General features: G+C 44.6%; 26 protein-coding genes. 9 read left to right on the top strand and 17 right to left on the bottom strand.

Annotated features, from left to right (window positions below):
* Positions 1–34 precede the first annotated feature (34 nt).
* From OQJ75_RS18190 to OQJ75_RS18170, 5 genes are all read right to left on the bottom strand, one after another.
* Positions 35–466, bottom strand: a complete 432-nt coding sequence (locus tag OQJ75_RS18190; protein WP_017103296.1) for a DUF4426 domain-containing protein — start codon at positions 464–466, stop codon at positions 35–37.
* 28 nt (positions 467–494) lie between these two features.
* Positions 495–785 (bottom strand): DUF167 family protein YggU, encoded by a 291-nt coding sequence (gene yggU / locus OQJ75_RS18185; RefSeq protein ID WP_265974267.1) that lies wholly within the window; start codon positions 783–785, stop codon positions 495–497.
* Positions 786–814: 29 nt separating this feature from the next.
* Positions 815–1,372, bottom strand: coding sequence for a YggT family protein (locus tag OQJ75_RS18180; protein WP_004735475.1), 558 nt, complete (start codon positions 1,370–1,372; stop codon positions 815–817).
* A 75-nt stretch (positions 1,373–1,447) separates the two neighbouring features.
* Positions 1,448–2,266: a pyrroline-5-carboxylate reductase gene (proC, locus tag OQJ75_RS18175; protein ID WP_102481652.1), complete on the bottom strand. Its 819-nt coding sequence runs from the start codon at positions 2,264–2,266 to the stop codon at positions 1,448–1,450.
* Positions 2,267–2,378: 112 nt separating this feature from the next.
* Positions 2,379–3,083, bottom strand: coding sequence for a YggS family pyridoxal phosphate-dependent enzyme (locus OQJ75_RS18170; protein WP_265974265.1), 705 nt, complete (start codon positions 3,081–3,083; stop codon positions 2,379–2,381).
* 26 nt (positions 3,084–3,109) lie between these two features.
* Between OQJ75_RS18170 and OQJ75_RS18165 the strand changes: the two genes are divergently transcribed.
* Both OQJ75_RS18165 and OQJ75_RS18160 read left to right on the top strand, forming a co-directional pair.
* A complete protein-coding gene (locus OQJ75_RS18165; protein WP_248372890.1) occupies positions 3,110–4,147 on the top strand; it encodes a type IV pilus twitching motility protein PilT in 1,038 nt (345 codons plus the stop codon).
* Between the two features lie 14 nt (positions 4,148–4,161).
* A complete protein-coding gene (locus OQJ75_RS18160; RefSeq protein WP_265974264.1) occupies positions 4,162–5,271 on the top strand; it encodes a PilT/PilU family type 4a pilus ATPase in 1,110 nt (369 codons plus the stop codon).
* 311 nt (positions 5,272–5,582) lie between these two features.
* Here OQJ75_RS18160 and ruvX read toward each other — a convergent pair whose 3' ends face one another.
* From ruvX to metK, 8 genes are all read right to left on the bottom strand, one after another.
* On the bottom strand, positions 5,583–6,005 hold the full coding sequence (gene ruvX / locus OQJ75_RS18155; protein ID WP_265974262.1) for a Holliday junction resolvase RuvX: 423 nt from the start codon (positions 6,003–6,005) through the stop codon (positions 5,583–5,585).
* 54 nt (positions 6,006–6,059) lie between these two features.
* Complete coding sequence (locus tag OQJ75_RS18150) at positions 6,060–6,623, bottom strand: YqgE/AlgH family protein (RefSeq protein ID WP_102340779.1); 564 nt, start codon at positions 6,621–6,623, stop codon at positions 6,060–6,062.
* 116 nt (positions 6,624–6,739) lie between these two features.
* Complete coding sequence (gshB, locus tag OQJ75_RS18145) at positions 6,740–7,690, bottom strand: glutathione synthase (RefSeq protein ID WP_265974261.1); 951 nt, start codon at positions 7,688–7,690, stop codon at positions 6,740–6,742.
* 9 nt (positions 7,691–7,699) lie between these two features.
* On the bottom strand, positions 7,700–8,431 hold the full coding sequence (gene rsmE / locus OQJ75_RS18140) for a 16S rRNA (uracil(1498)-N(3))-methyltransferase (protein WP_265974260.1): 732 nt from the start codon (positions 8,429–8,431) through the stop codon (positions 7,700–7,702).
* Positions 8,432–8,584: 153 nt separating this feature from the next.
* Complete coding sequence (locus tag OQJ75_RS18135; RefSeq protein WP_265974259.1) at positions 8,585–9,316, bottom strand: endonuclease; 732 nt, start codon at positions 9,314–9,316, stop codon at positions 8,585–8,587.
* Positions 9,317–9,467: 151 nt separating this feature from the next.
* Entirely contained in the window at positions 9,468–9,968 is a 501-nt protein-coding gene (locus OQJ75_RS18130; protein ID WP_265974257.1) for a SprT family zinc-dependent metalloprotease, read from the bottom strand.
* A gap of 79 nt (positions 9,969–10,047) precedes the next feature.
* A complete protein-coding gene (locus OQJ75_RS18125; protein WP_008223581.1) occupies positions 10,048–10,845 on the bottom strand; it encodes a DUF2189 domain-containing protein in 798 nt (265 codons plus the stop codon).
* A 368-nt stretch (positions 10,846–11,213) separates the two neighbouring features.
* Entirely contained in the window at positions 11,214–12,368 is a 1,155-nt protein-coding gene (metK, locus tag OQJ75_RS18120) for a methionine adenosyltransferase (RefSeq protein WP_048605834.1), read from the bottom strand.
* A 358-nt stretch (positions 12,369–12,726) separates the two neighbouring features.
* Here metK and tkt point away from each other — a divergent pair, with 358 nt between their 5' ends.
* The 5 genes from tkt (at position 12,727) to mscS (ending at position 19,791) form a co-directional block, all read left to right on the top strand.
* Positions 12,727–14,721, top strand: coding sequence for a transketolase (gene tkt, locus OQJ75_RS18115; RefSeq protein WP_265974253.1), 1,995 nt, complete (start codon positions 12,727–12,729; stop codon positions 14,719–14,721).
* 214 nt (positions 14,722–14,935) lie between these two features.
* Positions 14,936–15,985: an erythrose-4-phosphate dehydrogenase gene (gene epd / locus OQJ75_RS18110; protein WP_010435688.1), complete on the top strand. Its 1,050-nt coding sequence runs from the start codon at positions 14,936–14,938 to the stop codon at positions 15,983–15,985.
* A gap of 166 nt (positions 15,986–16,151) precedes the next feature.
* Positions 16,152–17,315 carry a phosphoglycerate kinase gene (locus tag OQJ75_RS18105; RefSeq protein ID WP_010435691.1) on the top strand — a complete coding sequence of 388 codons (1,164 nt, stop codon included), beginning with the start codon at positions 16,152–16,154 and terminating at the stop codon, positions 17,313–17,315.
* Positions 17,316–17,470: 155 nt separating this feature from the next.
* A complete protein-coding gene (fbaA, locus tag OQJ75_RS18100) occupies positions 17,471–18,547 on the top strand; it encodes a class II fructose-bisphosphate aldolase (protein WP_010435694.1) in 1,077 nt (358 codons plus the stop codon).
* A 377-nt stretch (positions 18,548–18,924) separates the two neighbouring features.
* The gene (gene mscS / locus OQJ75_RS18095) at positions 18,925–19,791 is read left to right on the top strand and encodes a small-conductance mechanosensitive channel MscS (protein WP_248372874.1); all 867 of its coding nucleotides are present in this window, start codon (positions 18,925–18,927) and stop codon (positions 19,789–19,791) included.
* Between the two features lie 95 nt (positions 19,792–19,886).
* On the opposite strand, the gene OQJ75_RS18090 is transcribed toward mscS, so the two are convergent.
* A complete protein-coding gene (locus OQJ75_RS18090) occupies positions 19,887–20,516 on the bottom strand; it encodes a LysE/ArgO family amino acid transporter (protein WP_265974249.1) in 630 nt (209 codons plus the stop codon).
* Between the two features lie 142 nt (positions 20,517–20,658).
* Here OQJ75_RS18090 and OQJ75_RS18085 point away from each other — a divergent pair, with 142 nt between their 5' ends.
* On the top strand, positions 20,659–21,555 hold the full coding sequence (locus tag OQJ75_RS18085) for a LysR family transcriptional regulator ArgP (protein WP_029405713.1): 897 nt from the start codon (positions 20,659–20,661) through the stop codon (positions 21,553–21,555).
* Between the two features lie 110 nt (positions 21,556–21,665).
* Positions 21,666–22,379 (top strand): oxidative stress defense protein, encoded by a 714-nt coding sequence (locus OQJ75_RS18080; protein WP_123301096.1) that lies wholly within the window; start codon positions 21,666–21,668, stop codon positions 22,377–22,379.
* Between the two features lie 117 nt (positions 22,380–22,496).
* On the opposite strand, the gene serA is transcribed toward OQJ75_RS18080, so the two are convergent.
* The 3 genes from serA to OQJ75_RS18065 form a co-directional block, all read right to left on the bottom strand.
* On the bottom strand, positions 22,497–23,726 hold the full coding sequence (serA, locus tag OQJ75_RS18075) for a phosphoglycerate dehydrogenase (RefSeq protein ID WP_265974248.1): 1,230 nt from the start codon (positions 23,724–23,726) through the stop codon (positions 22,497–22,499).
* A 261-nt stretch (positions 23,727–23,987) separates the two neighbouring features.
* Positions 23,988–24,644: a ribose-5-phosphate isomerase RpiA gene (gene rpiA / locus OQJ75_RS18070; RefSeq protein WP_265974246.1), complete on the bottom strand. Its 657-nt coding sequence runs from the start codon at positions 24,642–24,644 to the stop codon at positions 23,988–23,990.
* A 124-nt stretch (positions 24,645–24,768) separates the two neighbouring features.
* The gene (locus OQJ75_RS18065; RefSeq protein ID WP_265974245.1) at positions 24,769–25,368 is read right to left on the bottom strand and encodes a 5-formyltetrahydrofolate cyclo-ligase; all 600 of its coding nucleotides are present in this window, start codon (positions 25,366–25,368) and stop codon (positions 24,769–24,771) included.
* Positions 25,369–25,370 lie beyond the last annotated feature (2 nt).

Genomic DNA, 25,370 nt, shown 5'->3' with positions numbered 1-25,370 from the left:
AATAAGTTAATGACTAGAAAAGTGAGCGTTGAAGCTACTCTTCTATATAGAATTTTTGTGTAAAACGCAGTGGTCCAGTGCCTTTCAAACCTGCGTTAACATCAATATCAAAAGTGATGTTCTCTTCGTGAGTGATAGGGAACTCTGCAAGGTAATAAATCGCATCACCTTCCTTTATTTCACGGAAGTTAAGCGTACGAGTATTGCCTACTAGGTTTCGTGCTGTTCCCGTAATTTTAGCCGTTGTTGCAGGCTTGCCTAGAGAAGCGTTGTCTAGCACGCTGATATTTAGAATCGCTGAGTATCCGTTTCGTTTCAGCTTATATTGCTTAGCGACCTGCGCAGTTAAAAACGTGGAATTGAAAGCCGAGTAATGAACCTCGACATCCTTGATACTTTTAAACTGTCCTGCCGAGCTTGGTAGGGCAATTAGAGCTGTGAGTAGTGCTGTTATCCATAGACGCATAATGACTCCAATAAATAGCAAAAAGCCATCATAGGATGGCTTTGACTTCAGTTGGGATCTGGCTTGGTGAGCATATTCGAACTTGCTTATGCCGACCGAGCTCTCCCATTTCTATCTTAATTTGCCCTTTCGCGACCTTAAATTGTTTCGCAAGGTATTTCGCTAAGTGAGCATTTGCTTTGCCATCAACCGGTGGTGCAGTAATGGCAATTTTCAGTTCCTCTCCGTGCAAGCCGACAATCTTGTCTCGGCTTGCTTTGGGTTGGATATAGAGCCGAAGAAGAATATCGTCTTCTTCGGCCCAAACTGCTTTTGGCATCGTCAAAGTACCTGAGGTTCGTACTTGAATTATAGCTGATACCAAATAGGACCGATCATGTCGCCCATTAGGAAGTTCGCAAATTGCAGAACAATGAACAGAACCAGCACACTTAGGTCGAAGCCACCCATATCAGGAAGGATACGGCGAATTGGCGTTAGCATTGGTTCTGTTAACTGATGGAATACGTATTCGATTGGGCTACGGCCTTGGCTAACCCAACTCAGGATTGCACGGATCAGTAGAACCCAGAAAATTAACCCACCAGCCGCTTTGAGCAGAGATAGTGCGCCAAAGATCAGGAAGCTGATATCAAATACAGCCGCACCGCCAGAGATAATCAAGTTTAGAGCGACGAACTTAAGTACACACAGCACATAAGCGAAGACAACCGTCGCAAGGTCAAGGCTTCCTATTGATGGAATCACTCGGCGTAGCGGGGCAACAACCGGTTGTGTCGCTTTTACGATAAATTGTGAGAATGGGTTGTAGAAATCTGCACGTGATGCTTGTAGCCAGATACGCAAGATCACAACCATGATGTAAAGATCAAAAACGGTCGAGATCAGAAAGCTCATCGAATTCATATTGTTTCCTTTTTCGGATTTACTTGCCGCTAGGTATCACCCGAACGGCACAATGCTTTTGTACTGTAACGAGTATTAAAACAGTTTTTCCATCTCTTCAGCTCGAGCAACCGCCGCTTGCATGGCTTTCGCTACGATGTCTGATAGTTGATGGTCGTTAAACGTGCGCAATGCTTCTGCGGTCGTTCCGCCTTTTGAAGTCACTTGCTCACGCAGTGTTGATAATTCAGTATTTGGATTCGCTACCACCATCTCTGCCGCGCCTAATGCAGATTGCTGCACTAATTTACGAGCGGTTTCTTGGTCAAAACCTTGGTTAATTGCTTCAGCTTGCATCGCTTCCATAAACAGGAAGAAGTAAGCCGGAGCACTCCCCGCCGCTGCAATGATGTTGTTGATACCAGACTCTTGTTCAACCCAGCTTACCTCACCTACGGCTTGCATTAGCTGAGAAGCGAACTCTTTATCGCCCTGACTAACCGTTGAGTCAGCATAAAGGCCGCTCATCCCTTTACCAAGTAGTGATGGCGTGTTTGGCATCACACGCACAAGGTTCAGCTGGCAGTTTAACATCTCATTGAGTCGATTCGCATTAATACCCGCGGCAATTGAGATAACCAGTTTGTTGCTGAAGTCGATACCTTGTAAGGGTTTACATACATCAGCCATCATTTGTGGCTTCACGGATAACACAACAACGTCTGCTTGTTCTGCTGCGGCAATATTATCGCTGGTGGTATTGATGCCGTACTCTTGCTCTAACGGCAGCCTTCTGGTGTCTGAAGGCGCTGTTGCAGTAATCTTTTGCGCTGGGTAACCACTCGCCACTAAGCCCGCTACAATCGAGCGAACCATATTTCCCGCCCCAATAAAGGCGATGTTCTTATGTTCCATATATAAAATCCTGAGCGTGTCGCTGCGCGGTTAAAGCGAAGCGGTATCAATACTGTATTTTTCGTTGCTACTTGTTGTTGCTTGCTGTAGCTATTTCTTGTTACGTGCTGTGCTATTTCGCGTAATTACGAGCACCGAAGATAGCCGTTCCAATACGAACCATTGTGCTGCCAGCCTCAACTGCTGCATCCATATCACCACTCATACCCATCGAAAGGGTATCTATGTTTGGATACTTTGCGGCTAGCTTGTCTTTAAGCTCCGCCAGTTGAGAAAATGCATTAAGCTGAGATTGATAGTCAGATACGTTTGCAGGAATCGACATCAATCCTCTTAAAGTGAGGTTAGGGAGCGACGAAATCAACTCCGCGAGTGCAAAAACTGTTTCTTCTGACGTTCCTGATTTGGAATTTTCACCGCTGGTATTTACTTGAATGAGAACTTGCAGAGGTGGAAGCTCGCTTGGTCGCTGATCATTGAGCCTTTGTGCGATTTTATCGCGGTCGACAGAATGAACCCATTGGAAGCTTTCAGCGATTGGACGGGTTTTATTGGATTGAATTGGACCAATAAAATGCCACTCCAAATTTAGATTAGAATGATGTTCTGAAAAGTGTTTTACTTTATCAACACCTTCTTGAACATAGTTTTCACCAAAGGCAACTTGGCCTCCGAGTGCGGCTTCTAGAATCGCATCAATAGGTTTAGTTTTGCTGACGGCTAAAAGTTGCACGGACTCTGGATCTCGTCCGCACTTTTTCTCAGCACTACGAATCTGTGAGGTGATTTGTTCGATATTTTGTTGAATACTACTCATAGCTGACTTTACTTAAGGGAAAATAAATGGATATCACTGAGTTACTAGATTTTAGTGTAAAGCATAACGCGTCAGATCTACATCTTTCTGCGGGTGTATCTCCAATGGTACGTATAGATGGTGAAGTAAGGAAGCTTGGAATACCAGCTTTGAGTCATGCTGATGTGCATCGTTTAGTTTTTGAGATCATGGACGATTCACAACGCGGTGAGTTTGAAGAAAAACTGGAAGTCGACTTCTCTTTTGAATTACCCAACGTTGGTCGTTTCCGTGTTAATGCTTTTAACCAATCTCGTGGCTGCTCTGCTGTATTTCGTACCATTCCAGTAGAAATTCCGACCCTTGAACAGTTAGGGGCTCCTGAGATATTTGAAAGAATATCTAATTACGAAAAAGGTTTAGTATTGGTCACCGGGCCCACTGGTTCGGGTAAGTCGACAACTTTGGCGGCGATGGTGGACTATGTTAACCGTAACCACAATAAGCATATCCTGACGATCGAAGACCCGATCGAATTTGTTCATACCAACAACAAATGCTTAATCAACCAACGAGAAGTGCACCGCGACACTCACAGCTTCAAAGCGGCGTTACGTAGTGCGTTACGTGAAGACCCAGACGTAATCCTTGTTGGTGAGCTTCGTGACCAAGAGACGATCAGCTTAGCGCTAACCGCAGCTGAAACTGGTCACTTAGTGTTTGGTACCTTACACACGAGCTCTGCGGCAAAAACTATCGACCGTATTATCGATGTATTCCCGGGTAGCGACAAAGACATGGTGCGTTCAATGTTGTCTGAATCGTTACGTTCGGTGATTGCCCAGAAGCTGTTAAAGCGTGTCGGTGGTGGTCGTGTGGCTTGTCATGAAATCATGATGGCAACACCTGCAATCAGAAACTTGATTCGTGAAGATAAGGTCGCGCAGATGTATTCGATTATTCAAACGGGCGCGGCACACGGTATGCAGACCATGGAGCAAAATGCGAAGCAGCTGATGGCTCAAGGTTTGGTTGATTCAGAAGAGGTCGAGAAAAAGATCGAAATTGAAACCTCAATGTTTTAATCAAGGTAAACAAAATGGAATTGAATCAAATTCTTGAGGGGATGCTGTCTCAAAAAGCTTCGGATCTTTATATCACTGTCGATGCTCCAATCCTGTTTCGTGTGGATGGTGAACTGCGACCTCAGGGAGATAAGCTGAAGTCGGCTCAGGTCGCACAGTTGCTTGACGCGATGATGGATCAAGATCGACGCGATGAATATCAGAAAACGCGTGAGGCTAACTTTGCCATTGTGCGTGATTTTGGTCGTTTTCGTGTTAGTGCATTCTTTCAGCGAGAGCTACCAGGAGCGGTCATTCGTCGTATCGAGACTAATATCCCAACATTTGAACAATTAAAGCTTCCTGATGTACTGCAAGACCTTTCAATCGCAAAGCGTGGTTTGGTGCTAGTGGTTGGTGCTACGGGCTCTGGTAAATCGACCTCAATGGCTGCAATGACGGGTTATCGCAATACCAACCGCTCGGGGCATATCTTGACGGTTGAAGACCCGATTGAATTCGTTCACGAACATAAAAAGTGCATCGTGACTCAACGTGAGGTTGGCCTCGACACCGAGAGTTATGAAGTTGCGCTTAAGAACTCTTTGCGCCAAGCACCTGATATGATCTTGATTGGTGAAATCCGTAGCCGTGAAACCATGGAATATGCGATGACCTTTGCTGAAACGGGTCACTTGTGTATGGCTACCTTGCACGCCAATAACGCTAACCAAGCGTTAGAGCGTATTCTCCACTTGGTGCCTAAAGAGCAGAAAGAACAGTTCTTGTTTGATTTGTCGATGAATCTGCGTGGTGTGGTCGCTCAGCAGTTAATTCGAGATAAGAATGGCAGCGGTCGTCATGGTGTGTTTGAGATTTTACTTAACAGCCCACGAGTGTCTGACTTAATTCGTCGCGGTGAGCTGCACGAGCTAAAAGCGACCATGGCTAAATCGAAAGAGATTGGTATGCAGACCTTTGACCAAGCTTTGTATGATTTGGTCGTTGCAGGCAAGATTAGCGAGGAAGATGCGTTCCACAGTGCTGACTCGGCTAATGATTTGCGCTTGATGTTGAAAACCAGACGTGGTGATGATGACTACGGGACTGGCGCTTTGGCTGGTGTGAAGATAGATATGGGTTGATGAAAACGCCTGATTTCATTCCAGTTGAAATCAGGCGTTCGTCATTTTCTTCGCTTGGCTTGTGTCTGTATTATCAACGCTTCTTGTTCTTAGGCTCACTGATTACGCCTGCGTTAGTCGTAGTATGATTCATATAACCGGCATTGTTGGGACTTGTCGAACTGCATGCTGATATTGTTAGAGCTACGAAGATTACTAGAAAAATTTTCATAATTTCCCTCACTTATCTAATTACTAATGTATTAGACATTACGTCGTACAATTAGTATAGGTTCAGAAAATACTTTCAGCATTTAGTGATTAATTTTTTATTAGCAATATTGTGCTTCAAACCAACTCTCTAAAATAACGACAGCTGATTGATTATCAACGTTGCCTTTGCTTAGTGCTTTATAACCACCCATGTCAAAAAGCTCGGCTCTCGCTTCTGCGGTCGATAGCCTCTCATCATGCAGTTCAACGTCAACACCAAAGCGTCCTTTAAGACGGTTAGCGAACTTCTTCGCTCTGGGTGTAATGGTTGCTAGATCTTTACCATGAAGGTCGGTAGGAAGGCCAACCACAATAAGATTTGGCTGCCATTCCTTAATTTGTTTCTCGATATCGTCCCAGTTTGGGATGCCATCTTTTGCTCTAAAGGCTTTTAAAGGGCTTGCTGTACCTGTGATTTCTTGTCCAATCGCACTGCCGATACTTTTTGTACCGTAGTCAAATGCCATAATTGTTCGTGACATGGGGCTTCCAAATTAATCTGTGTTTGAGTGTATATTTTATTGAACTGAGTAGGGCTAGGCGTGGCCTGCATCTGCTGAAAGCTGAGCGGCATTAATACCTAACATTTGCACCGCAACTTTCCAGCGGTCTGAGATTGGTGTGTCGAAGATGACCTTTGGATCGGCTTCAACGGTTAGCCATGAGTTCTCGGTCAGTTCGATCTCCAGCTGGCCAGGTTCCCATCCTGCATAACCAAGCGCGACCAGATAATGCATAGGTTCATCTTCTGTCCCTAACACCATTAGAATATCTTTCGAGGTTGTTACCGAGATTTGATCCGTCATGTTGATGCTGGATTGATAGCTGCCTTTGGGTTTGTGCAAAATAAATCCACGATCTTCTGCGACTGGCCCACCATTAAGTACTGGCTTATCAAGGCTTGCTTGGTTGGGTTTCGGCTGTTCAGAATCAACCTCAACTTGCTTAAGCATACTGCCGACAGTGACATCGATAGGAGCGTTGATCATCAAACCCATCGCACCTTCGTCATTGTGCTCACAAAGATAGATCACCGAATTTTGAAAGTATGGGTCTTTCATTCCGGGCATAGCGACCAGAAAGTGGTTCGTTAAATTCATAGAGCCTCCTGCCAGTGTGTTCCCAGTAAAGGAAAAAGAGCGGCGTAAAGCCGCTCATTGTTCTTTGCCTAGATATTTTTGTGTTTTCGAATAGCTAAGGCTTTCTTTAGTTTAGGCTATTTAGCGTTAACGCGACGCTCGATTGCATCCATTAATTTGCCCGTTACCGAAATATCAAAAGCAGCTTCAATTTCACGGATACAAGTAGGGCTTGTCACGTTAATCTCAGTAAGCTTGTCACCGATAACATCAAGTCCGACAAAGATTAAGCCTTTCTCTTTAAGTGCAGGAGCAACTGCTCTTGCGATAGCCCAATCGGTTTCACTTAGCGGACGAGCTTCACCTGTACCACCGGCAGCAAGGTTACCTCGAGTTTCCCCTTTAGCAGGAATACGCGCTAGGCAGTAAGGCATTGGTTCACCATCAACCACAAGAATACGCTTATCACCATTACTGATGTCTGGAACAAAGGTTTGTGCCATTGCGTAGTTTTGACCGTGGTTAGTCAGTGTTTCAATGATCACTGATACGTTTGGATCGCCTTCTTTTACTCGGAAGATAGACGCGCCGCCCATACCATCAAGTGGTTTTAGAATCACGTCACCGTGTTCTTCTCGGAACGCTTTAATTTTTTCAGCTTTACGAGTCACGATGGTAGTCGGTGTCAGTTCAGGGAACCAAGCCGTGAATAGCTTCTCGTTACAGTCACGTAAGCTTTGTGGCTTGTTGACGATCAGTGCACCGTTCTCTTCAGCACGCTCAAGAATGTAAGTTGCGTAGATGTATTCTGTATCAAACGGAGGATCTTTACGCATCAGTACCGCATCTAAATCGGATAGCGCGATAGTCTGTTCTGATTTGAACTCGTACCAACCGTTTGGATCTTCTTTTAGTTCAATAACCTTAGTGTCAGCAATGGCTACGCCTTGATCTAAATGTAGATCATCCATTTCCATGTAATGGATTTCGTAACCACGACGCTGAGCTTCAAGCATCATGGCAAAGCTAGAGTCTTTTTTGATGTTAATGGATGAAATTGGATCCATTACGATGCCAAGTTTGATCATTTTTTTCTCCTAGCCTAGATCGCCAAAACGGACTTGTAAGGCAGTAATTGCGGTTAGAGCAGCTGTCTCGGTACGAAGTACACGTGGGCCGAGTAGCGTCTCTTCAAATTTGTATTGTTCAGTCATGCCGATTTCTTCAGCCGACAAGCCACCTTCAGGACCAATCAATAGGCGTACCTTGCTGATAGGTTCTGGAAGGGTATTAATTGAGTATTTTGCGCGAGGGTGCAGGTTCAGCTTTAATGCTTCACTCGGTTCGCTACACCACTCTTCAAGTTGCATGATTGGGCGAATGACTGGAACCGTGTTACGGCCGCACTGTTCACACGCCGCGATAGCAATCTTTTGCCACTGCGCGAGTTTTTTCTCGAATCGCTTAGTATCTAGCTTAACGCCACAGCGCTCTGAAATCAGAGGGGTGATGGTGTTCACACCAAGCTCAACCGATTTCTGAATCGTGAATTCCATTTTGTCGCCACGTGAAATCACTTGGCCTAAATGTAAGTCTAACGGAGATTCACTGCTGCGCTCGATTCGCTCAGTAATATTCACCGTCACGTTCTTCTTTGATACCTCAGCAATTGTCGCAGGGAATTCAGCGCCACTGCCATCAAATAGAAGAACCTCTTGACCTTCTTTCATGCGAAGGACACGACCAACATGACCCGCGGCATCTTCGCCTAAAGCGAGAGAACCTAACTGGTGAATGCGTTCTGGGTGATGGATACGAGGGATTCTCATGCAGGTAAACCTATAAATATGATCATTTGGGTATTTTGTCTCTGCCTAACATGGATGCTTTTAGTTGAAAAAACAAGGGTAGAGCAAGAGTTTCAGGGGGAATTCTGAAACTCTTGTTTGAGACGGTTAGGAATGTGGGTTACGCGAGCGGCGTTATTTACAAGCTGGGTAAACAAATGGGTTGTGATTACCTTGGATGGCATAGATACGCTCATCACGAGTACACTCCCACTCATCGACAGGAAACTGCTTGTTCCACGCCATCATCAGGTTGGTTTGTTGCTTAGATAGCTTGAAACCATACTCTTGGCTCATGTAAAGATAAGTACGAGCGATAGAGCCTTTTGCTCTGTCTGGTGGCATAACCTTACGCTGCTTGAAGTTGACCTGCATTTCACACTGGCCATAGCTCACCCCATCCATGCCATTCCACTGACTGAAATTGTAGTTGGAGCGATCACCGTTAACCTCGCCAATGGCCGGAGTTAGGTTGTGAAGGTCGGCTTCCATGGATTTGAATACTTTGTCATTACGAGTGCAATTCTTGCGTCCACCGTCTTGCCAGCACTGACGCTGGTGGCCAAATTGCCAAGCTGGAACTACGTGTTCCCACTCAATTCGACTCGCCCGCTTTTGCTGCTTTCGTACTTGATAACCACAGCCATCAAGGTCTGGAATGCCTTTCTTTTTGTCTTTCCAAGTAATGTCACAGCCACAATAAAACGAAGTCGGGTGATCAAGGTAAATCTTCACCGCTTCTTTTTTTGCTTTGGAGAAGGAGCTTGGTGGAGCGGCGAAAACGCTTTGGGTTACCAGTAGGCCAAATACTATTGATAAGTAAAAAGACACCGATAGGCCAAATGCTTTTGGAGTGGTTTTATGCATAGAAAAAGACTGATAAAAGTATGATAAATATCAGTCTAGCACTCAAGTGATAGATTTCTCCATTACATTTCAATCATCTACTTGTTGGAGTGCAGTTTCTTGAAGAAAAGTAAGCGGGCTACTCAATTGGACACGTGCGAGTGACAGGGCGTTAGCTGAGCTGCGTTCCTGTAAAGGCCAAGGTTTGATTGCACTGTTGGCAGCGATAGCTTGACTGGTTACGCAATACCTTGTTGTGACGTCTAATCGAAAGTGGGTAAACCGTGCAGTCGCAGCTGTATTCAAAGGTCTTGCCTTGCACTGAGGTAATCTCAAAACTGTGGGTTGTTTTGGCTGGTACGTTGAATACCTTTTCCATCACGTATTTCCACTCATTCCCGTGAGGTCTCACTCGTCCAAATACTTGATGTGTGATCAGATGTGCCAGTTCATGAGGCACCACCTCGTTAATGAAGGCATCTTCATTCTCGGCGAAGAGTACATGGTTAAGCTTAATTTCATTGAGCTGAAGGTAGGCCTTTCCCGCAGCTTTGCCTCTTAACTTGTAAGTAATGGTTGGGCATGGGAATTCACGAGAGAAATGTTGATTAGCGATAGCTAGGCACTCGGCCAATTTCTTATTTGCTCGATGCTGTTGCAGGGTGTAAGACAAACGTTGTTAACTCCAAAAAAAGGCCTCAGCGTTTAAGCTAAGGCCTCATCATAACATTGCTCGTTATTCTGGCGATAATTTATAGGTGGTGATTCTTCTTGATGATTTCGTGGTAGGCATGCCATGTACCATAACCAAGGAGCGGCATGGTGACGATCATACCAATGCCGTAGGTTGCAAAGCCCACCAGAATACCGGCACAAATAATACTTGCCCATACCACCATTGCTGGGATATTGGATTTCACGGCATTGAAGCTAGTGAAGATTGCGCTCATCACATCAACGCGCCTCTCCATCATTAACGGAATTGAAAATGCTGAGATGCTAAATATGAGGCTTGCGATAACAAAACCAATCACAGAACCCGTAATTAAGAAGGGAGCGAACTCAGCCAATGGTGCGCCTTGCACTGAAGGGTAGAGTGCGTGCAATAATGCAGCGATACGCATCCAGAATATCATCGCGACCATTAATACAATCGCAAAGGCCCACTGGTGAGTCGAATTGCGAGTAATGGCTTTCATTGAATGGAATAGGCTGGCGTTGTGCCCTTTTTCTCTTTCCCAGGCTGCGTCATACAAGCCCAGAGCAAGAAAAGGTCCTATTAGCATGTACACAATCAAGCTTGGCATCACGACCAAATGTGTTCCTTGCCATTGGACAAGTTGAACTATGGCGATTGCCGCTCCCATAAAGCACAAACCGTAAAATGCGCTGATTAATGGCATTCTTACTAAGTCATGCAGAGCAAGCGACAACCAATGAAAGGGTGCGGAAATACTGATCTGGTTGCAAGGAATGGTGCGAGCGTAATCCTTATCGCTGACCTTGTGTTTTTTATCGTTCAGTTCGGATGGGTGCGCGGTACGAGGCATAGATCCCCCTAGTTAAATAACGTCCTAGTTATAATTCCATAAGGCTCATCGGTGTGGCTTTTGTGAGAGTTATGGTGTTGAGCTAAATTGCTCTTTGTCATCCCAGTTTTTGTTCTAGCGTGCATTTAACGAGCGTTATCAGACTGAATTAATTTAAGTTAAATGTGAGCTTGATCGCCTAGGAGTTACCTTAACTATTGTCAGTAGTGTTAGAAAACACAAATTATCGGCGGCTTTTTATACTTAGTGGTTAACGGTAAAGAAGGGCGTTAGAGAAAGAATTAGAGAGTGAAGGTCCGGTAAGTACATAAAAATAAAGCCCTTACTAAGCAGTAAGGGCTTTATAGAAACAAATCGAAGTGGCTAAATTATTTTAGGCCAGCGAAGTCTGCAAGGATTGCTGCTTTGTCAGTCGCTTCCCAAGGGAACTCTTCACGACCGAAGTGACCGTATGCCGCAGTCTGCTTGTAGATAGGCTGAAGAAGGTTCAGCATTTCTTGAAGACCGTATGGACGTAGGTCGAAGTTTTGACGAACTGCTTCAATGATGATTTCGTGAGCTACTTTCTCAGTGCCAAACGTTTCAACCATGATAGATGTTGGATCTGCAACACCGATAGCGTAAGACAGTTGAATCTCACAACGGTCAGCCATGCCAGCAGCAACGATGTTTTTCGCAACGTAACGTGCTGCGTAAGCTGCAGAACGGTCAACTTTTGATGGATCTTTACCAGAGAATGCACCGCCACCGTGACGAGCTGCGCCGCCGTAGGTATCAACGATGATCTTACGACCAGTTAGACCACAGTCACCCATTGGGCCACCGATTACGAAACGGCCTGTTGGGTTGATGAAGAAGTTAGTGTCTTTGTTGATCCACTCAGAAGGTAGTACTGGCTTGATGATCTCTTCCATTACCGCTTCACGAAGGTCAGGTGTTGTTACTGAATCGCAGTGTTGAGTCGAAAGAACAACAGCGTCGATACCAACGATCTTACCTTGGTCGTATTGGAACGTAACTTGAGATTTCGCATCAGGGCGAAGGAAGTCAAGTTTACCGCTCTTACGTACTTCAGCTTGCTTCTTAACAAGAAGGTGAGAGTAAGTAATTGGAGCTGGCATTAGGATTGGAGTTTCGTTAGTCGCGTAACCAAACATGATGCCTTGGTCGCCTGCGCCTTGCTCTTTAGGGTCTTCTTTATCAACACCTTGGTTGATGTCTGGAGACTGCTTACCAATGGTGTTTAGAACAGCACAAGAGTCAGCGTCAAAGCCCATATCAGAATGAACGTAACCAATTTCACGTACTGTTTCACGAGTGATTTCTTCGATATCAACCCATGCAGACGTTGTTACTTCACCGCCAACCATAACCATGCCGGTTTTTACGTAAGTCTCACAAGCAACACGTGCTTTTGGATCTTGTTCCAAGATGGCATCAAGAACAGCATCAGAGATTTGGTCTGCAATTTTATCTGGATGGCCTTCTGAAACAGATTCAGAAGTGAATAGGTGCTTAGCCATGAGAGCTCCACTTTTAGGTTTTGGTGTAAATAGTTTTATGGCGTCGCAAGCTAGGAAGCGCCGCCATTAAATACAGTATATGTTGTAGGTGTTTCTACATCTAGACGGCTATTCTAAATTCCAACGGTCGAATTACAAGCTCTTTTTTATGATATGTCATAACTAAACGTTTGCGTATCGTTTGAGATAAGCCGTTGCTAAGTGATGTAAATGATCGAAAATTGCGAAAAATGACCGTTAAAATGCCAGTAAAACGTTTGCAGTCGCTATAGTCGTTTGAGAGAATACCCGCGCTAATAAAAATGAAAACTTTAGCATCAATCTCTTTTTTAAATCGCTTATGTATCCAGGAGCAGACATGCCTTCTCGTAAAGATCTAGCCAATGCAATCCGCGCACTTAGCATGGACGGTGTTCAACAAGCAAATTCAGGCCACCCAGGCGCACCTATGGGCATGGCTGACATCGCTGAAGTTCTTTGGCGTGGCCACTTGAACCACAACCCAGCAAACCCAGAGTGGGCTGACCGCGACCGTTTTATCCTGTCTAACGGCCATGGTTCTATGCTGATTTACTCTCTGCTTCACCTTGCAGGTTACGAGCTTTCAATTGAAGACCTTAAAAACTTCCGTCAACTGCACTCTAAGACTCCGGGTCACCCAGAGTACGGTTACGCACCAGGTATCGAGACAACGACGGGTCCTCTAGGTCAAGGCATCACTAACGCTGTTGGTATGGCAATGGCTGAGAAAGCACTGGCTGCACAGTTCAACAAAGAAGGCCACGACATCGTTGACCACTTCACTTATGCATTCATGGGTGATGGCTGTCTGATGGAAGGTATCTCTCACGAAGCATGTTCACTAGCAGGTACGCTAGGTCTTGGTAAGCTGGTTGCTTTCTGGGATGACAACGGCATCTCTATTGATGGTGAAGTGGAAGGTTGGTTCTCTGACGATACACCTAAGCGTTTTGAAGCATACGGCTGGCACGTAATCCCAGCAGTAGATGGTCACGACTCTGACGCTATTAACGCTGCGATTGAAGCGGCTAAAGCGGATCCTCGTCCAACACTTATCTGTACTAAAACTATCATCGGTTTTGGTTCTCCAAACAAAGCGGGTACGCACGACTGTCACGGTGCTCCACTAGGTGCAGATGAAATCACAGCAACTAAAGCAGCGCTTGGTTGGGAACACGGTCCTTTCGAAATCCCAGCAGATATCGCAGCTGAGTGGAATGCGAAAGAAGCAGGCGCAGCGAAAGAAGCAGCGTGGAATGCTAAGTTTGACGCATACGCAGCGGCTTACCCAGAGCTAGCAGCAGAATTCAAACGTCGTACTAACGGCGAACTTCCAGCTGAGTGGGAAGAGAAAGCAAATGCAATCATTGCTGATCTTCAAGCTAACCCTGCAAACATCGCTTCACGTAAAGCATCCCAAAACGCACTAGAAGCGTTCGGTGCTATGCTACCAGAATTCATGGGCGGCTCTGCTGACCTTGCGCCTTCTAACCTTACTATGTGGTCTGGTTCTAAGTCTCTTGAAGCAAATGACTTCTCAGGTAACTACATCCACTACGGTGTACGTGAATTCGGTATGACGGCTATCATGAACGGTATCGCTCTGCACGGTGGTTTCGTACCCTACGGCGCAACGTTCCTAATGTTCATGGAATACGCGCGTAACGCAATGCGTATGGCTGCTCTGATGAAAGTTCAGAACATCCAAGTTTACACGCACGATTCTATCGGTCTTGGCGAAGATGGTCCTACTCACCAACCGGTTGAGCAAATCGCTTCTCTACGTCTGACTCCAAACATGAGCACATGGCGTCCATGTGACCAAGTTGAATCTGCAGTGGCTTGGAAACTGGCTATTGAGCGTAAAGATGGTCCTTCATCTCTAATCTTCTCTCGTCAAAACCTTGCACAACAAGATCGTAACGCAGAGCAAGTAGCTAATATCGCTAAGGGTGGTTACATCCTGAAAGATTGTGCTGGTAAGCCAGAGCTAATCATCATTGCTACAGGTTCTGAAGTTGAGCTTGCTGTTGAAGCAGCAGCACAACTAACAGCTGAAGGTAAAGCAGTACGCGTAGTCTCTATGCCTGCAACTGACGCATTCGATAAGCAAGACGCTGAATACCGCGAATCTGTACTTCCATCTGACGTAACTGCACGTATCGCTGTAGAAGCTGGCATCGCTGACTTCTGGTACAAGTACGTTGGTTTCGGTGGCAAGATCATCGGTATGACAACGTTCGGCGAATCTGCACCAGCGGGTGAGCTATTCAAGATGTTCGGTTTCACTACTGAAAATGTAGTAAACACAGCGAAAGAGCTTCTTGCTTAATCATTGACTGATGGCCTTGTGCTAACAGTTAAATGAAGGAAAAAACCGAGCGCTGAGCTCGGTTTTTTGTATCTGGGATTTGTTTTCTCCTAGACTCATCTTTATAAGTAGCAGATCAACCTGTCCTAAGTAGACTGAGGTATTCAAGTAATGCCTTTTGGGTAGGATTCAGTTATCATCTGTTGCACGAAATTTTGGTTAGATGTACGGAACTATGCTAAAAGTCGCGATAAATGGATTTGGACGAATAGGGCGTAATGTATTGCGCGCTGTCTATGAAAGTGGCAAAAGCCAACAAATCAAAGTGGTAGCTGTCAATGAGCTTGCTCAGCCTGACGCTATGGCTCACTTATTACAATACGACACCAGTCACGGTCGCTTTGGTAAGAAGATCTCCAACGATCAAGAGCACATCTATATCCACCATGGTATTGGTGCAGAAGATAAAGGCGAGTTTGATACTATTCGTATCTTACATCTTGCTGATATTGAACTGCTGCCTTGGCGTGACCTTGAGGTGGATATTGTTCTCGATTGTACTGGCGTCTACGGTTGTAGAGATGATGGCCTAGCGCACATCGCTGCAGGGGCTAAAAAAGTTCTATTTTCACATCCTGGTGCGAATGACCTTGATAACACCATTATCTACGGTGTGAATCACGACACTATCACAGCTGACCATCGAATTGTTTCCAACGGTTCATGCACGACTAACTGTATTGTCCCTATCATCAAGGTACTTGATGACGCTTTTGGTATTGAGTCTGGGACCATCACGACTATTCACTCTTCAATGAATGATCAACAAGTGATCGATGCATATCATAGCGACCTTCGCCGTACTCGAGCTGCAAGCCAATCCATCATTCCTGTTGATACCAAATTGCACAAAGGTATTGAAAGGATCTTCCCGAAATTTTCTAACAAGTTCGAAGCGATATCTGTGCGTGTGCCTACGGTAAACGTAACTGCGATGGATTTAAGTGTCACAATTAATACAAATGTGAAAGTTAATGACGTAAATCAAACCATTGTTAATGCGTCCCAGTGTACATTACACAATATAGTTGACTATACTGAAGCGCCGCTCGTTTCCATCGACTTTAATCACGATCCCCATAGCGCAATTGTTGATGGTTCACAAACGCGAGTGAGCAACGGCCACCTAGTGAAAATGCTGGTGTGGTGTGACAATGAATGGGGCTTTGCGAACCGAATGCTGGATACGGTTCTTGCAATGCAAGCTTCTGAAGGCAAGAAGTAAGACCTAGAAGCAAATGTGCGGATTATTTATTTTTTAGCTTGAAATAAATACAAAGTATCCACATATTATGAGTAGTTAAAGAATTACCAGTTGAATAATTTATAGGCTTAGCAGGGTTGCTGAGTTTCCAAAACTTTATATTTATTTAAATTTGAGAGGACAAAACATGTCTGTGATCAAGATGACTGACCTGGAACTTGCAGGTAAACGCGTATTTATTCGTGCTGACCTAAACGTACCAGTAAAAGACGGTAAAGTAACTTCAGATGCACGTATCCTTGCATCTCTACCAACTATCAAACTTTGCCTAGAAGCTGGCGCAAAAGTTATGGTTACTTCTCACCTTGGTCGTCCTACTGAAGGCGAATACAACGAAGAGTTCTCTCTAGCACCTGTAGTTAACTACCTAAACGACGCACTAGACTGCGAAGTTAAGCTAGCGAAAGATTACGTTAACGGCCTAGAGCTAAACGCTGGTGAACTAGTTGTTCTTGAAAACGTTCGCTTTAACAAAGGCGAGAAGAAAAACGAAGAAGCACTTTCTAAGCAGTACGCTGCACTATGTGACATCTTTGTAATGGATGCATTCGGTACAGCTCACCGTGCACAAGCTTCTACTCACGGTGTTGGTACTTATGCACCTGTAGCATGTGCTGGTCCTCTTCTAGCTGCTGAACTTGAAGCTCTTGGCAAAGCAATGGACAACCCGGCTCGTCCACTAGTTGCTATCGTTGGTGGTTCTAAAGTTTCTACTAAACTAACGGTTCTAGAGTCTCTTTCTAAAATTGCTGACCAACTTGTTGTTGGTGGTGGTATCGCGAACACGTTCATCGCTGCTGAAGGCCACAACGTAGGTAAGTCTCTATACGAAGCAGACCTAGTTGAGACAGCTAAGAAGCTAATGAAAGAGTGTGCTATTCCAGTAGCAACTGACGTTGCATGTGCTAAAGCTTTCGATGAAAACGCTGAAGCTGAAATCAAGCACGTTTCTGAAGTTCAAGACGACGACATGATTTTCGACCTTGGTCCAGATTCAACGGCTGCTCTTGCTGAAATCATCGGCAATGCAAAAACTATCCTTTGGAACGGCCCTGTAGGCGTATTCGAATTTAAGAACTTCGAAGCGGGTACTGCTGGTATCTCTAAAGCAATCGCTGAATCTGCAGGTTTCTCTGTAGCCGGTGGTGGTGACACGCTAGCAGCTATCGACAAGTTCGGTATCAAAGCTGACGTTTCTTACATCTCTACTGGTGGTGGCGCTTTCCTTGAGTTCGTTGAAGGTAAAGTACTTCCTGCAGTAGCAATGCTTGAAGAGCGTGCTAAAGCATAATTGATTCAGAAAGGCGAGATGTGAATCTCGCCTTTTAACGTTTGCGGCATATCACACTTTTTTGCTAGAATGGCACAAGTTGTGAGCAAACGATTGCAAGTTTTTGAACTTAAGTTTTTTAATCTTAAAACGATAGAATAAATAGGACTATTTCCATGTCTAAGATCTTCGATTTTGTAAAACCTGGTGTGATTTCTGGCGATGACGTACAGAAAGTATTTGAAGTAGCAAAAGAAAACAAATTTGCTCTTCCTGCTGTAAACGTTGTTGGTACTGACTCTGTAAACGCAGTACTAGAAGCAGCTGCTAAAGTTAAAGCTCCAGTAGTTGTTCAGTTCTCTAACGGTGGCGCTGCATTCTTCGCAGGTAAAGGCGTTAAACTTGAAGGTCAAGGCGCACAAGTTCTTGGCGCTGTAGCTGGTGCAAAATATGTACACGCTGTAGCTGAAGCTTACGGTGTTCCAGTTATCCTGCACACTGACCACGCTGCTAAGAAACTTCTTCCATGGATCGACGGTCTACTAGACGCTGGTGAAGAGTTCTTCGCACAAACTGGTAAGCCTCTATTCTCTTCTCACATGCTAGACCTTTCTGAAGAGTCTCTAGAAGAGAACATCGAAACATGTGCTAAGTACCTAGAGCGCATGGCTAAAATGAACATGACAATCGAGATCGAACTTGGTTGTACTGGTGGCGAAGAAGACGGCGTTGATAACTCTGATATGGACGCATCTGAGCTTTACACTTCTCCAGAAGACGTAGCATACGCATACGAGAAACTAATGGCTGTTAGCCCACGTTTCACTATCGCTGCTTCTTTCGGTAACGTACACGGTGTTTACCAAGCTGGTAACGTTGTACTTACTCCAACTATCCTACGTGACTCTCAAGCATACTGTGCAGAGAAGTTCGGTATTGCACCTAACGCTCTAAACTTCGTATTCCACGGTGGTTCTGGTTCTTCTGAAGCAGAAATCCAAGAGTCTATCGGCTACGGTGTTATCAAAATGAACATCGATACTGATACACAGTGGGCAACTTGGGATGGCATCCGTCAGTACTCTGCTGACAACTTCGACTTCCTACAAGGTCAAATCGGCAACCCAACTGGTGAAGCTGCTCCAAACAAGAAGTACTACGATCCACGCGTATGGCTACGTGCTGGTCAAGCTTCAATGGTTGCTCGTCTAGAGAAAGCATTTGCTGACCTTAACGCTGTAGACGTACTATAATTCTTTGAATTAAGTACTCTTTAAGTTTTAAAAACCCGCTCATTGAGCGGGTTTTTTTATGTCTGATAAAAACTTGTATTAAATATGTGAAAAACCTAGCGTGCGGTGAATAAATCTCGTAGTCTTTTAGTTATCGGTATTTGTGTTTATTGGTAAGTTTTATTAATTCAAAAGCTTACATAAATATGACTTTGCAATCTGTCAAAGATAGGATATCGTGCCGAAAAACTGAATTTGGTTCAGTTTATAAAAAGGACTTGGCTTTAATTTACTTTTAACACAATGACTTAACGGTAATTAAACTGTTTATTATATTGCAGAGTAAATTAGGCTTAAGGCAGTTTAGCCCATAGCATATTATATAGAGGATGCACATTATGGCTGATAGTTCGACAGTAATTGAAACTCCGCTTGTGGACGGTTTGTCTCACGCAGAGCAGTGGTTAACAAATAATTCAGATTTATTTATCCAATATGGCGTAAATATCATTTCAGCACTGATAATTTTATTTATTGGTAACCTTATTGTTAAAGCTGTAGCGAATAGCGTGTCTAAGGTTCTTCAGAAGAAGAAAATGGACCGAGCGGTTGTGGAATTTATTCACGGTTTAGTTCGTTACCTATTGTTTGTTATTGTTTTAATTGCTGCACTTGGTCGTTTAGGTGTTCAAACAGCATCTGTAGTTGCTGTTATTGGTGCGGCTGGTTTAGCGGTAGGCCTAGCGCTACAAGGCTCACTATCTAACTTTGCTGCTGGTGTACTTATCGTTGCATTCCGTCCATTCAAGTCTGGTGACTATGTGGAAATTGGTGGTGTAGCAGGTTCAGTTGATTCTATTCAAATCTTCCAAACGGTTCTAACAACGCCAGACAACAAAATGGTTGTAGTACCTAACGGTAGCGTTATCGGTAGTCCAATCACAAACTACTCTCGTCATGATACGCGCCGTATTGATCTAATGATTGGTGTTTCTTACAACGCTGATCTTCAAAAGACAAAAGCGCTACTGACTAAGATCTGTGAATCTGATGAGCGTGTACTGAAAGAGCCTGGTGTTCAAGTTGGTGTTCACACGCTAGCTGACTCTTCAGTTAATTTTGTCGTTCGTCCATGGGTTAGCACTGCTGACTACTGGAATGTTTATTTCGACCTTATGCAAGCTATCAAAGAAGGCTTGGATAATGAAGGTATCGAAATTCCATTCCCGCAAATGGATGTACACATGAATAAAGTAGAAGCTTAATCTCTAGTTAGTTTTTATAACTATAAGCTTTTATAAGGAAAGGCGGATAACTTTGGTTATCCGCCTTTTTTGTTGGTTTTCTAAGAAAAACAGATTTACCAGTATTGCTCAATCAGCCCATTGGTAAGTACTGCAGCTATGACGAACATCATGGTTGCTACTGCGATATCGATGCCTTTCTTAACCTTAGGTTTAGATAGCGTCGGGCCTAGCTTTGCCGCGCCCAATGACAGAGAGTAAAACCAAACGAACGAAGCCAAGATGGTTCCCATAGCAAAAGCAATTCTGTCATTACCTTCAAACTGCCCTCCAATCGAACCAAGAATCACCACCGTATCCAAATAGAGGTGTGGGTTTAATACTGTTACCGCCAAGGCGCCCAAAATAACGGTGCGCTTACCGCGAGCCAGTATCTCTCCTTTTGACTCCTCGCTTGAGGGCGCTTTAAAGGCACTACGCAGTGATAACAAACCATACACGGCTAGAAAAGCTATACCGCCTAACGTCACTGAGGTGAGTAGCAATTCATTTTGCGACAGAATCGCACCGCCACCAAAAATACCCAATGAGATAAACAGAGTATCGAGTAGGCTACAGATTGTCGCAGTGGTTAAATGGTGGTTGCGTTTTATCCCTTGATTTAGGACGTACGCATTCTGAGCGCCAATAGGGATAATCATGCTTGCCCCTAGACCAAAACCTTGTAATAAAACCCAAAAATTCATTTTAACCTCCACTTATTTAACGATATTTACGTGCTATATGGCGAAGATACTCCGACCCTGTAAATAAGTATAATTAATGATTTTAATCTATTATTAGAGTTGCTAATGTAATGTCGAGTTAGCTTAAAAAGGAAACAAATTGATGCGTGGATTGGATTATAAGTGGATAGAAGCACTGGATGCTGTGGTGAAACAACGTAGCTTTGAAAGGGCTGCAGAGCAGTTATATATCTCTCAGTCTGCGGTATCTCAACGCATCAAACAGTTAGAAAAGTGGTTAGCTCAGCCTGCCTTGGTGAGAGAAAACCCGCCTAGGCCGACTCCTGCAGGTAAAAAGCTATTGGGTTTGTATCGCCGTGTTCGTTTGTTAGAACATGAGCTAGTGCCAGAGTTGATGAACGAAGATAGCGCCCAACCTTTATCAATCTCTATCGCTACCAATGCTGATAGCTTAGCGACATGGCTGTTGCCTGCATTATCGGATGTGATGAAGTCTCGCCAAGTGGAACTGAACCTCGCGATTCATGGTGAGGCGAGAACCATTGATAAGATTAAAAGCGGTGAGGTTGCCGGCGCGATCAGTTTAGAATCTCAAGCTATTCCCGGTTGCAGTGCTGACTATCTTGGCAGGATGGATTACGTGTGTGTGGCGAGCCCTGATTTTCATCAGCGTTATTTTTCTGAGGGCGTAAACTACGCCACGTTAAGCAAGGCACCGGCGGTTTCTTATGACCAATACGATGATCTGCATAAGAAATTTCTGCACGATCACTTTAACGTACCAAGGGACAGCGTAATCAATCACACAGTCGGCAGCTCGGAAGCATTTGTGCGTTTGGCGCTGTCAGGTGTCGCCTATTGCTTGATCCCTCGATTGCAGATCATTGATGAGCTAGAGTCCGGTGCATTGATTGATATTACGCCCGGTTTTTTGTTGTCTTATCGTATCTATTGGCACCACTGGCAGCTTGAAAGTGGGGTACTCAAAGAGATATCTCAAGCGATTTTAGGTTTTGCTCACAACCACTTACCTCAGTAAATTGTTGGTTTTTTCAGCGTCAAAGTTCTGTTAGAAGTTCGGCATCAGGATTGGCTAAACGGCAAATTGCTCTATGATGAAAGTACATTTGTTTAGCACAGGTCTACCTAATGAAGTTTGCACCAAAGATGTTAGCAACGTCTCTTACTCTTACTGCAGCGTTGAGTGCTGTGAGTTTCCCATCATTGGCTGACTCTCCATCCTTCCCGCATATTTCAACGACGGGCTACGGTGAAGTGATCGCAACACCAGATATGGCGACATTCTCTGTTAGAGTCGTGGAATCGACGATGACTGCTGAACAAGCTAAAAATACCGTTGATAAAGTGGTGACTGGCTTCCTTAATAAACTGCATCAAGCCGGTGTAGAAGAAGCGAGCGTACACAGCTCTAACCTGTACCTATCTCCTCAATATCACTATCCAAAAGATGGCAAACCAGAATTGGTCGGCTACCGCGCTTCACGTAATGTGACCGTTCAAGTGAATGAGCTAGCTAATCTTAATGAGTACATGGATATTGCGATTGGAGAGGGCATTAATCAGATCGATAACATTCAGCTTCAAGTTCGTGATCAAGCCAAGTATCAAGAACAAGCGCGCTTAGAAGCCATCAAGGATGCGCGATCGAAAGCGAAATCATTGGCGAGTGGTTTTGAGCGTGAGCTAGGTGATGTTTGGCGTGTTGATTACAACGCACAATCTTCTCAGCCTGTGCTAATGCGTTCAATGGCGATGGATGCGAGAACAGAGTCGAACTCTTATGAAGACTCAACGATCACCATTCGCGATCGCGTTAATGTGATCTACCAGATCGAAGAGTAATGACAGCGCTATAGAGGCTTTTGGATCATGATGATCTAATTACCTACGATAGGCCAAATACTAAAAAGGCTCCCATAATGAGAGCCTTTTTGTTTTTACTAATATCGAGTTCGATGATTAGTGAAGTAGACGAGCACGGATTGTGCCTTCGATCTCTTTCAGTTTAAGCAGTGCTTCTTCTGAACGATCCGCTTCTACATCGATAACTACATAACCCATATCAGCCGCAGTCTGTAGGTACTGACCCGCGATGTTGATGCCTTCTTCAGCGAAGATGGTGTTGATCTGAGTTAGGATACCTGGGCGGTTTTCGTGAATGTGCAGCAAACGAGACGTGCCCGTGTGCAACGGTAGTGATACCTCTGGGAAGTTAACACTTGATAGCGTAGAACCGTTATCTGAGTATTTCGCTAGCTTGCCAGCCACTTCAACACCAATGTTCTCTTGCGCTTCCTGAGTTGAACCACCTACGTGAGGCGTAAGAATTACGTTGTCGAACTGCATTAATGGCGACTCAAATGGGTCAGCATTGGTTTTTGGTTCAGTTGGAAAAACGTCGATCGCTGCACCTGCAAGGTGACCAGAATCTAGAGCGCCACACAGAGCTGGAATGTCTACCACTGTGCCACGCGCTGCGTTGATAAAGATAGAACCAGGCTTCATGCGCTCGAACTCTTCTTTACCCATCATGTTCTTAGTTTCGTTGGTTTCAGGGACGTGTAAAGAGATCACATCACACTTATTCAACAGTTCAGTCATGGTATGAACTTGTGTCGCGTTACCCAAAGACAGCTTGTTTTCGATGTCGTAAAAGTAAACGCGCATACCAAGGTTTTCCGCAATAATACCCAGTTGAGTACCAATGTGACCGTAACCAATAATACCTAAACGTTTACCACGAGCTTCGTAAGAGTTGTCTGCACTCTTTTTCCAAATGCCACGGTGCGCAAGAGCGTTCTTTTCTGGAATGCCACGAAGTAGCAATAGAACCTGACCAAGAACTAGCTCAGCAACACTTCGAGTGTTGGAGAAGGGTGCGTTGAATACAGGGATGCCGCGTTTTGCTGCTGCTTGAAGGTTAACTTGGTTAGTACCAATACAGAAACAACCAATCGCAACCAGCTTTTCAGCCGCATCAATCACTTCTTGGGAGATGTTTGTGCGAGAACGGATACCAATGAAGTGAGCATCTTTAACTGCTTCAAGAAGTTCATCTTCCGGTAGCGAGCCTTTGTGGTACTCAATATTTGTGTAACCAGCAGCTTGCAGTACTTCTACAGAAGAAGGGTGAAGACCTTCTAGAAGTAGAATTTTTATTTTTTCTTTTTCCAGTGAAACTTTGGCCATTGTTCTCGTCCTTAAAATGGAAAGGTTGGGCAAATGCGGCGCACGTGCTACAAAATGGCTGAAAGGGGAACAAATTCACCACTTTGTTAGGAGACAAACGTTTTCCCTGTGCGTCTTCTGAACAATAAAGTAACAAAAAAAAAATGTTTTGGGTAAGAAAATTACGGAATAAGACATAATTTTACAGGTATAAAGCAAAAAAAACGGCGCCCTTGGGCACCGTATGTAATGAAGTAACAGAAAAACTTAATCTTCTATTATTTATTCTTGGATTTTTGCACCTTCTGGCGTGCCAGTGATAACCACATCAGCACCACGGTGAGCGAACAGACCAACCGTCACCACACCAGCAATACCATTGATGATATCTTCTAGTTGTTTTGGATTTTCGATCGCCATGCCGTACACGTCTAGGATCATGTTGCCGTTATCGGTTGTGCAACCTTCGCGGTAAACTGGGTCACCACCAAGTTTTACTAGTTCACGTGCAACGTATGAACGCGCCATTGGAATCACTTCAACAGGCAGTGGGAATTTACCCAACACATCGACTGCTTTAGTGCCGTCAACAATACACACAAACTTATCAGAGATAGCCGCTACGATTTTTTCACGAGTCAGAGCAGCACCGCCGCCTTTGATCATATCGCGTGAAGCGTTAATCTCGTCTGCGCCATCAACATAGATGTCTAGTTTGAATACGTCATTGCACTCAAATACTTTGATTTCTAGTGCTTCTAGTTTTTCAGTAGAGGCTACAGAGCTTGAAACCGCACCTTTGATTTTGTCTTTCATTGTGCCAAGTGCGTCGATGAAGTGATTTACTGTAGAGCCAGTACCTACACCTACAATGCTGCCTTCTTCAACATATTGAAGTGCTGCCCAGCCAGCTGCTTTTTTCATTTCATCTTGAGTCATGCCATTCTCCTGAATAAGGTCTTGCGCTTTGAATTAATCGTTCGCGTAATGATGAAGTTAACGTTTAGATATTGGATTAACGTTTCTATATCGAGGTTAACGTTTGCGGCGCGATTATAGCGCTTTAATGGTCACTTTCCCATTGCCAAGTTTTACTCGGAGTCACGATTTTAGGTAAGGGAATGTCCCATTCTTCAATCGGTAAGGTATCGACATGTTGGCAATCGTGGGCCAAACCAATTGGGGTTGCGCCTTCGCCGGTCTCGAACCATTTTGCTAGGGTGCGATCGTAATATCCGCCGCCCATACCTAGGCGATGACCATAAGAGTCAAAGCCGACAAGAGGCGTCAGGATGAGGTCGAGTTGCTGACAAGGTTTCACCAACATTTGATTAAGCTGGGGTTCTACAATGCCGTACTTATTTAAAACCGTGGGTGTGGTTGGAGAGTAGTGTAGAAACAGCAGGTGTCCGGCAGAGAAGGGGTGCAATACTGGTAAATAAGTTTGCTTACCTTGCGACCATAGCCATTCAATTAAAGGCTGGGTATCGAGCTCGCCATCAATCGAAATATAAAGGGCAATATGCTGAGCAGACTGAATCTCATCAAGCTGCATGCACTGCTTAACTAGGTCTAAACCGGATTGAGTTTGTTGTTCGCCAGATAAGGCATTGCGTTTGATACGGATCTGTTTGCGAAATTCGCTGCGTGTGAGCGTCTTCATAA

Source organism: Vibrio sp. 14G-20, assembly GCF_026241515.1.
GTDB lineage: Bacteria > Pseudomonadota > Gammaproteobacteria > Enterobacterales > Vibrionaceae > Vibrio.
This window is presented reverse-complemented; position numbering and strand designations above follow the sequence as displayed.

Coding starts and splice junctions, on each gene's coding strand:
- OQJ75_RS18190 (WP_017103296.1), bottom strand. CDS start 466: ATGCGTCTATGGATAACAGCACTACTCACAGCTCTAATTGCCCTACCA.
- yggU (WP_265974267.1), bottom strand. CDS start 785: ATGCCAAAAGCAGTTTGGGCCGAAGAAGACGATATTCTTCTTCGGCTC.
- OQJ75_RS18180 (WP_004735475.1), bottom strand. CDS start 1,372: ATGAATTCGATGAGCTTTCTGATCTCGACCGTTTTTGATCTTTACATC.
- proC (WP_102481652.1), bottom strand. CDS start 2,266: ATGGAACATAAGAACATCGCCTTTATTGGGGCGGGAAATATGGTTCGC.
- OQJ75_RS18170 (WP_265974265.1), bottom strand. CDS start 3,083: ATGAGTAGTATTCAACAAAATATCGAACAAATCACCTCACAGATTCGT.
- OQJ75_RS18165 (WP_248372890.1), top strand. CDS start 3,110: ATGGATATCACTGAGTTACTAGATTTTAGTGTAAAGCATAACGCGTCA.
- OQJ75_RS18160 (WP_265974264.1), top strand. CDS start 4,162: ATGGAATTGAATCAAATTCTTGAGGGGATGCTGTCTCAAAAAGCTTCG.
- ruvX (WP_265974262.1), bottom strand. CDS start 6,005: ATGTCACGAACAATTATGGCATTTGACTACGGTACAAAAAGTATCGGC.
- OQJ75_RS18150 (WP_102340779.1), bottom strand. CDS start 6,623: ATGAATTTAACGAACCACTTTCTGGTCGCTATGCCCGGAATGAAAGAC.
- gshB (WP_265974261.1), bottom strand. CDS start 7,690: ATGATCAAACTTGGCATCGTAATGGATCCAATTTCATCCATTAACATC.
- rsmE (WP_265974260.1), bottom strand. CDS start 8,431: ATGAGAATCCCTCGTATCCATCACCCAGAACGCATTCACCAGTTAGGT.
- OQJ75_RS18135 (WP_265974259.1), bottom strand. CDS start 9,316: ATGCATAAAACCACTCCAAAAGCATTTGGCCTATCGGTGTCTTTTTAC.
- OQJ75_RS18125 (WP_008223581.1), bottom strand. CDS start 10,845: ATGCCTCGTACCGCGCACCCATCCGAACTGAACGATAAAAAACACAAG.
- metK (WP_048605834.1), bottom strand. CDS start 12,368: ATGGCTAAGCACCTATTCACTTCTGAATCTGTTTCAGAAGGCCATCCA.
- tkt (WP_265974253.1), top strand. CDS start 12,727: ATGCCTTCTCGTAAAGATCTAGCCAATGCAATCCGCGCACTTAGCATG.
- epd (WP_010435688.1), top strand. CDS start 14,936: ATGCTAAAAGTCGCGATAAATGGATTTGGACGAATAGGGCGTAATGTA.
- OQJ75_RS18105 (WP_010435691.1), top strand. CDS start 16,152: ATGTCTGTGATCAAGATGACTGACCTGGAACTTGCAGGTAAACGCGTA.
- fbaA (WP_010435694.1), top strand. CDS start 17,471: ATGTCTAAGATCTTCGATTTTGTAAAACCTGGTGTGATTTCTGGCGAT.
- mscS (WP_248372874.1), top strand. CDS start 18,925: ATGGCTGATAGTTCGACAGTAATTGAAACTCCGCTTGTGGACGGTTTG.
- OQJ75_RS18090 (WP_265974249.1), bottom strand. CDS start 20,516: ATGAATTTTTGGGTTTTATTACAAGGTTTTGGTCTAGGGGCAAGCATG.
- OQJ75_RS18085 (WP_029405713.1), top strand. CDS start 20,659: ATGCGTGGATTGGATTATAAGTGGATAGAAGCACTGGATGCTGTGGTG.
- OQJ75_RS18080 (WP_123301096.1), top strand. CDS start 21,666: ATGAAGTTTGCACCAAAGATGTTAGCAACGTCTCTTACTCTTACTGCA.
- serA (WP_265974248.1), bottom strand. CDS start 23,726: ATGGCCAAAGTTTCACTGGAAAAAGAAAAAATAAAAATTCTACTTCTA.
- rpiA (WP_265974246.1), bottom strand. CDS start 24,644: ATGACTCAAGATGAAATGAAAAAAGCAGCTGGCTGGGCAGCACTTCAA.
- OQJ75_RS18065 (WP_265974245.1), bottom strand. CDS start 25,368: ATGAAGACGCTCACACGCAGCGAATTTCGCAAACAGATCCGTATCAAA.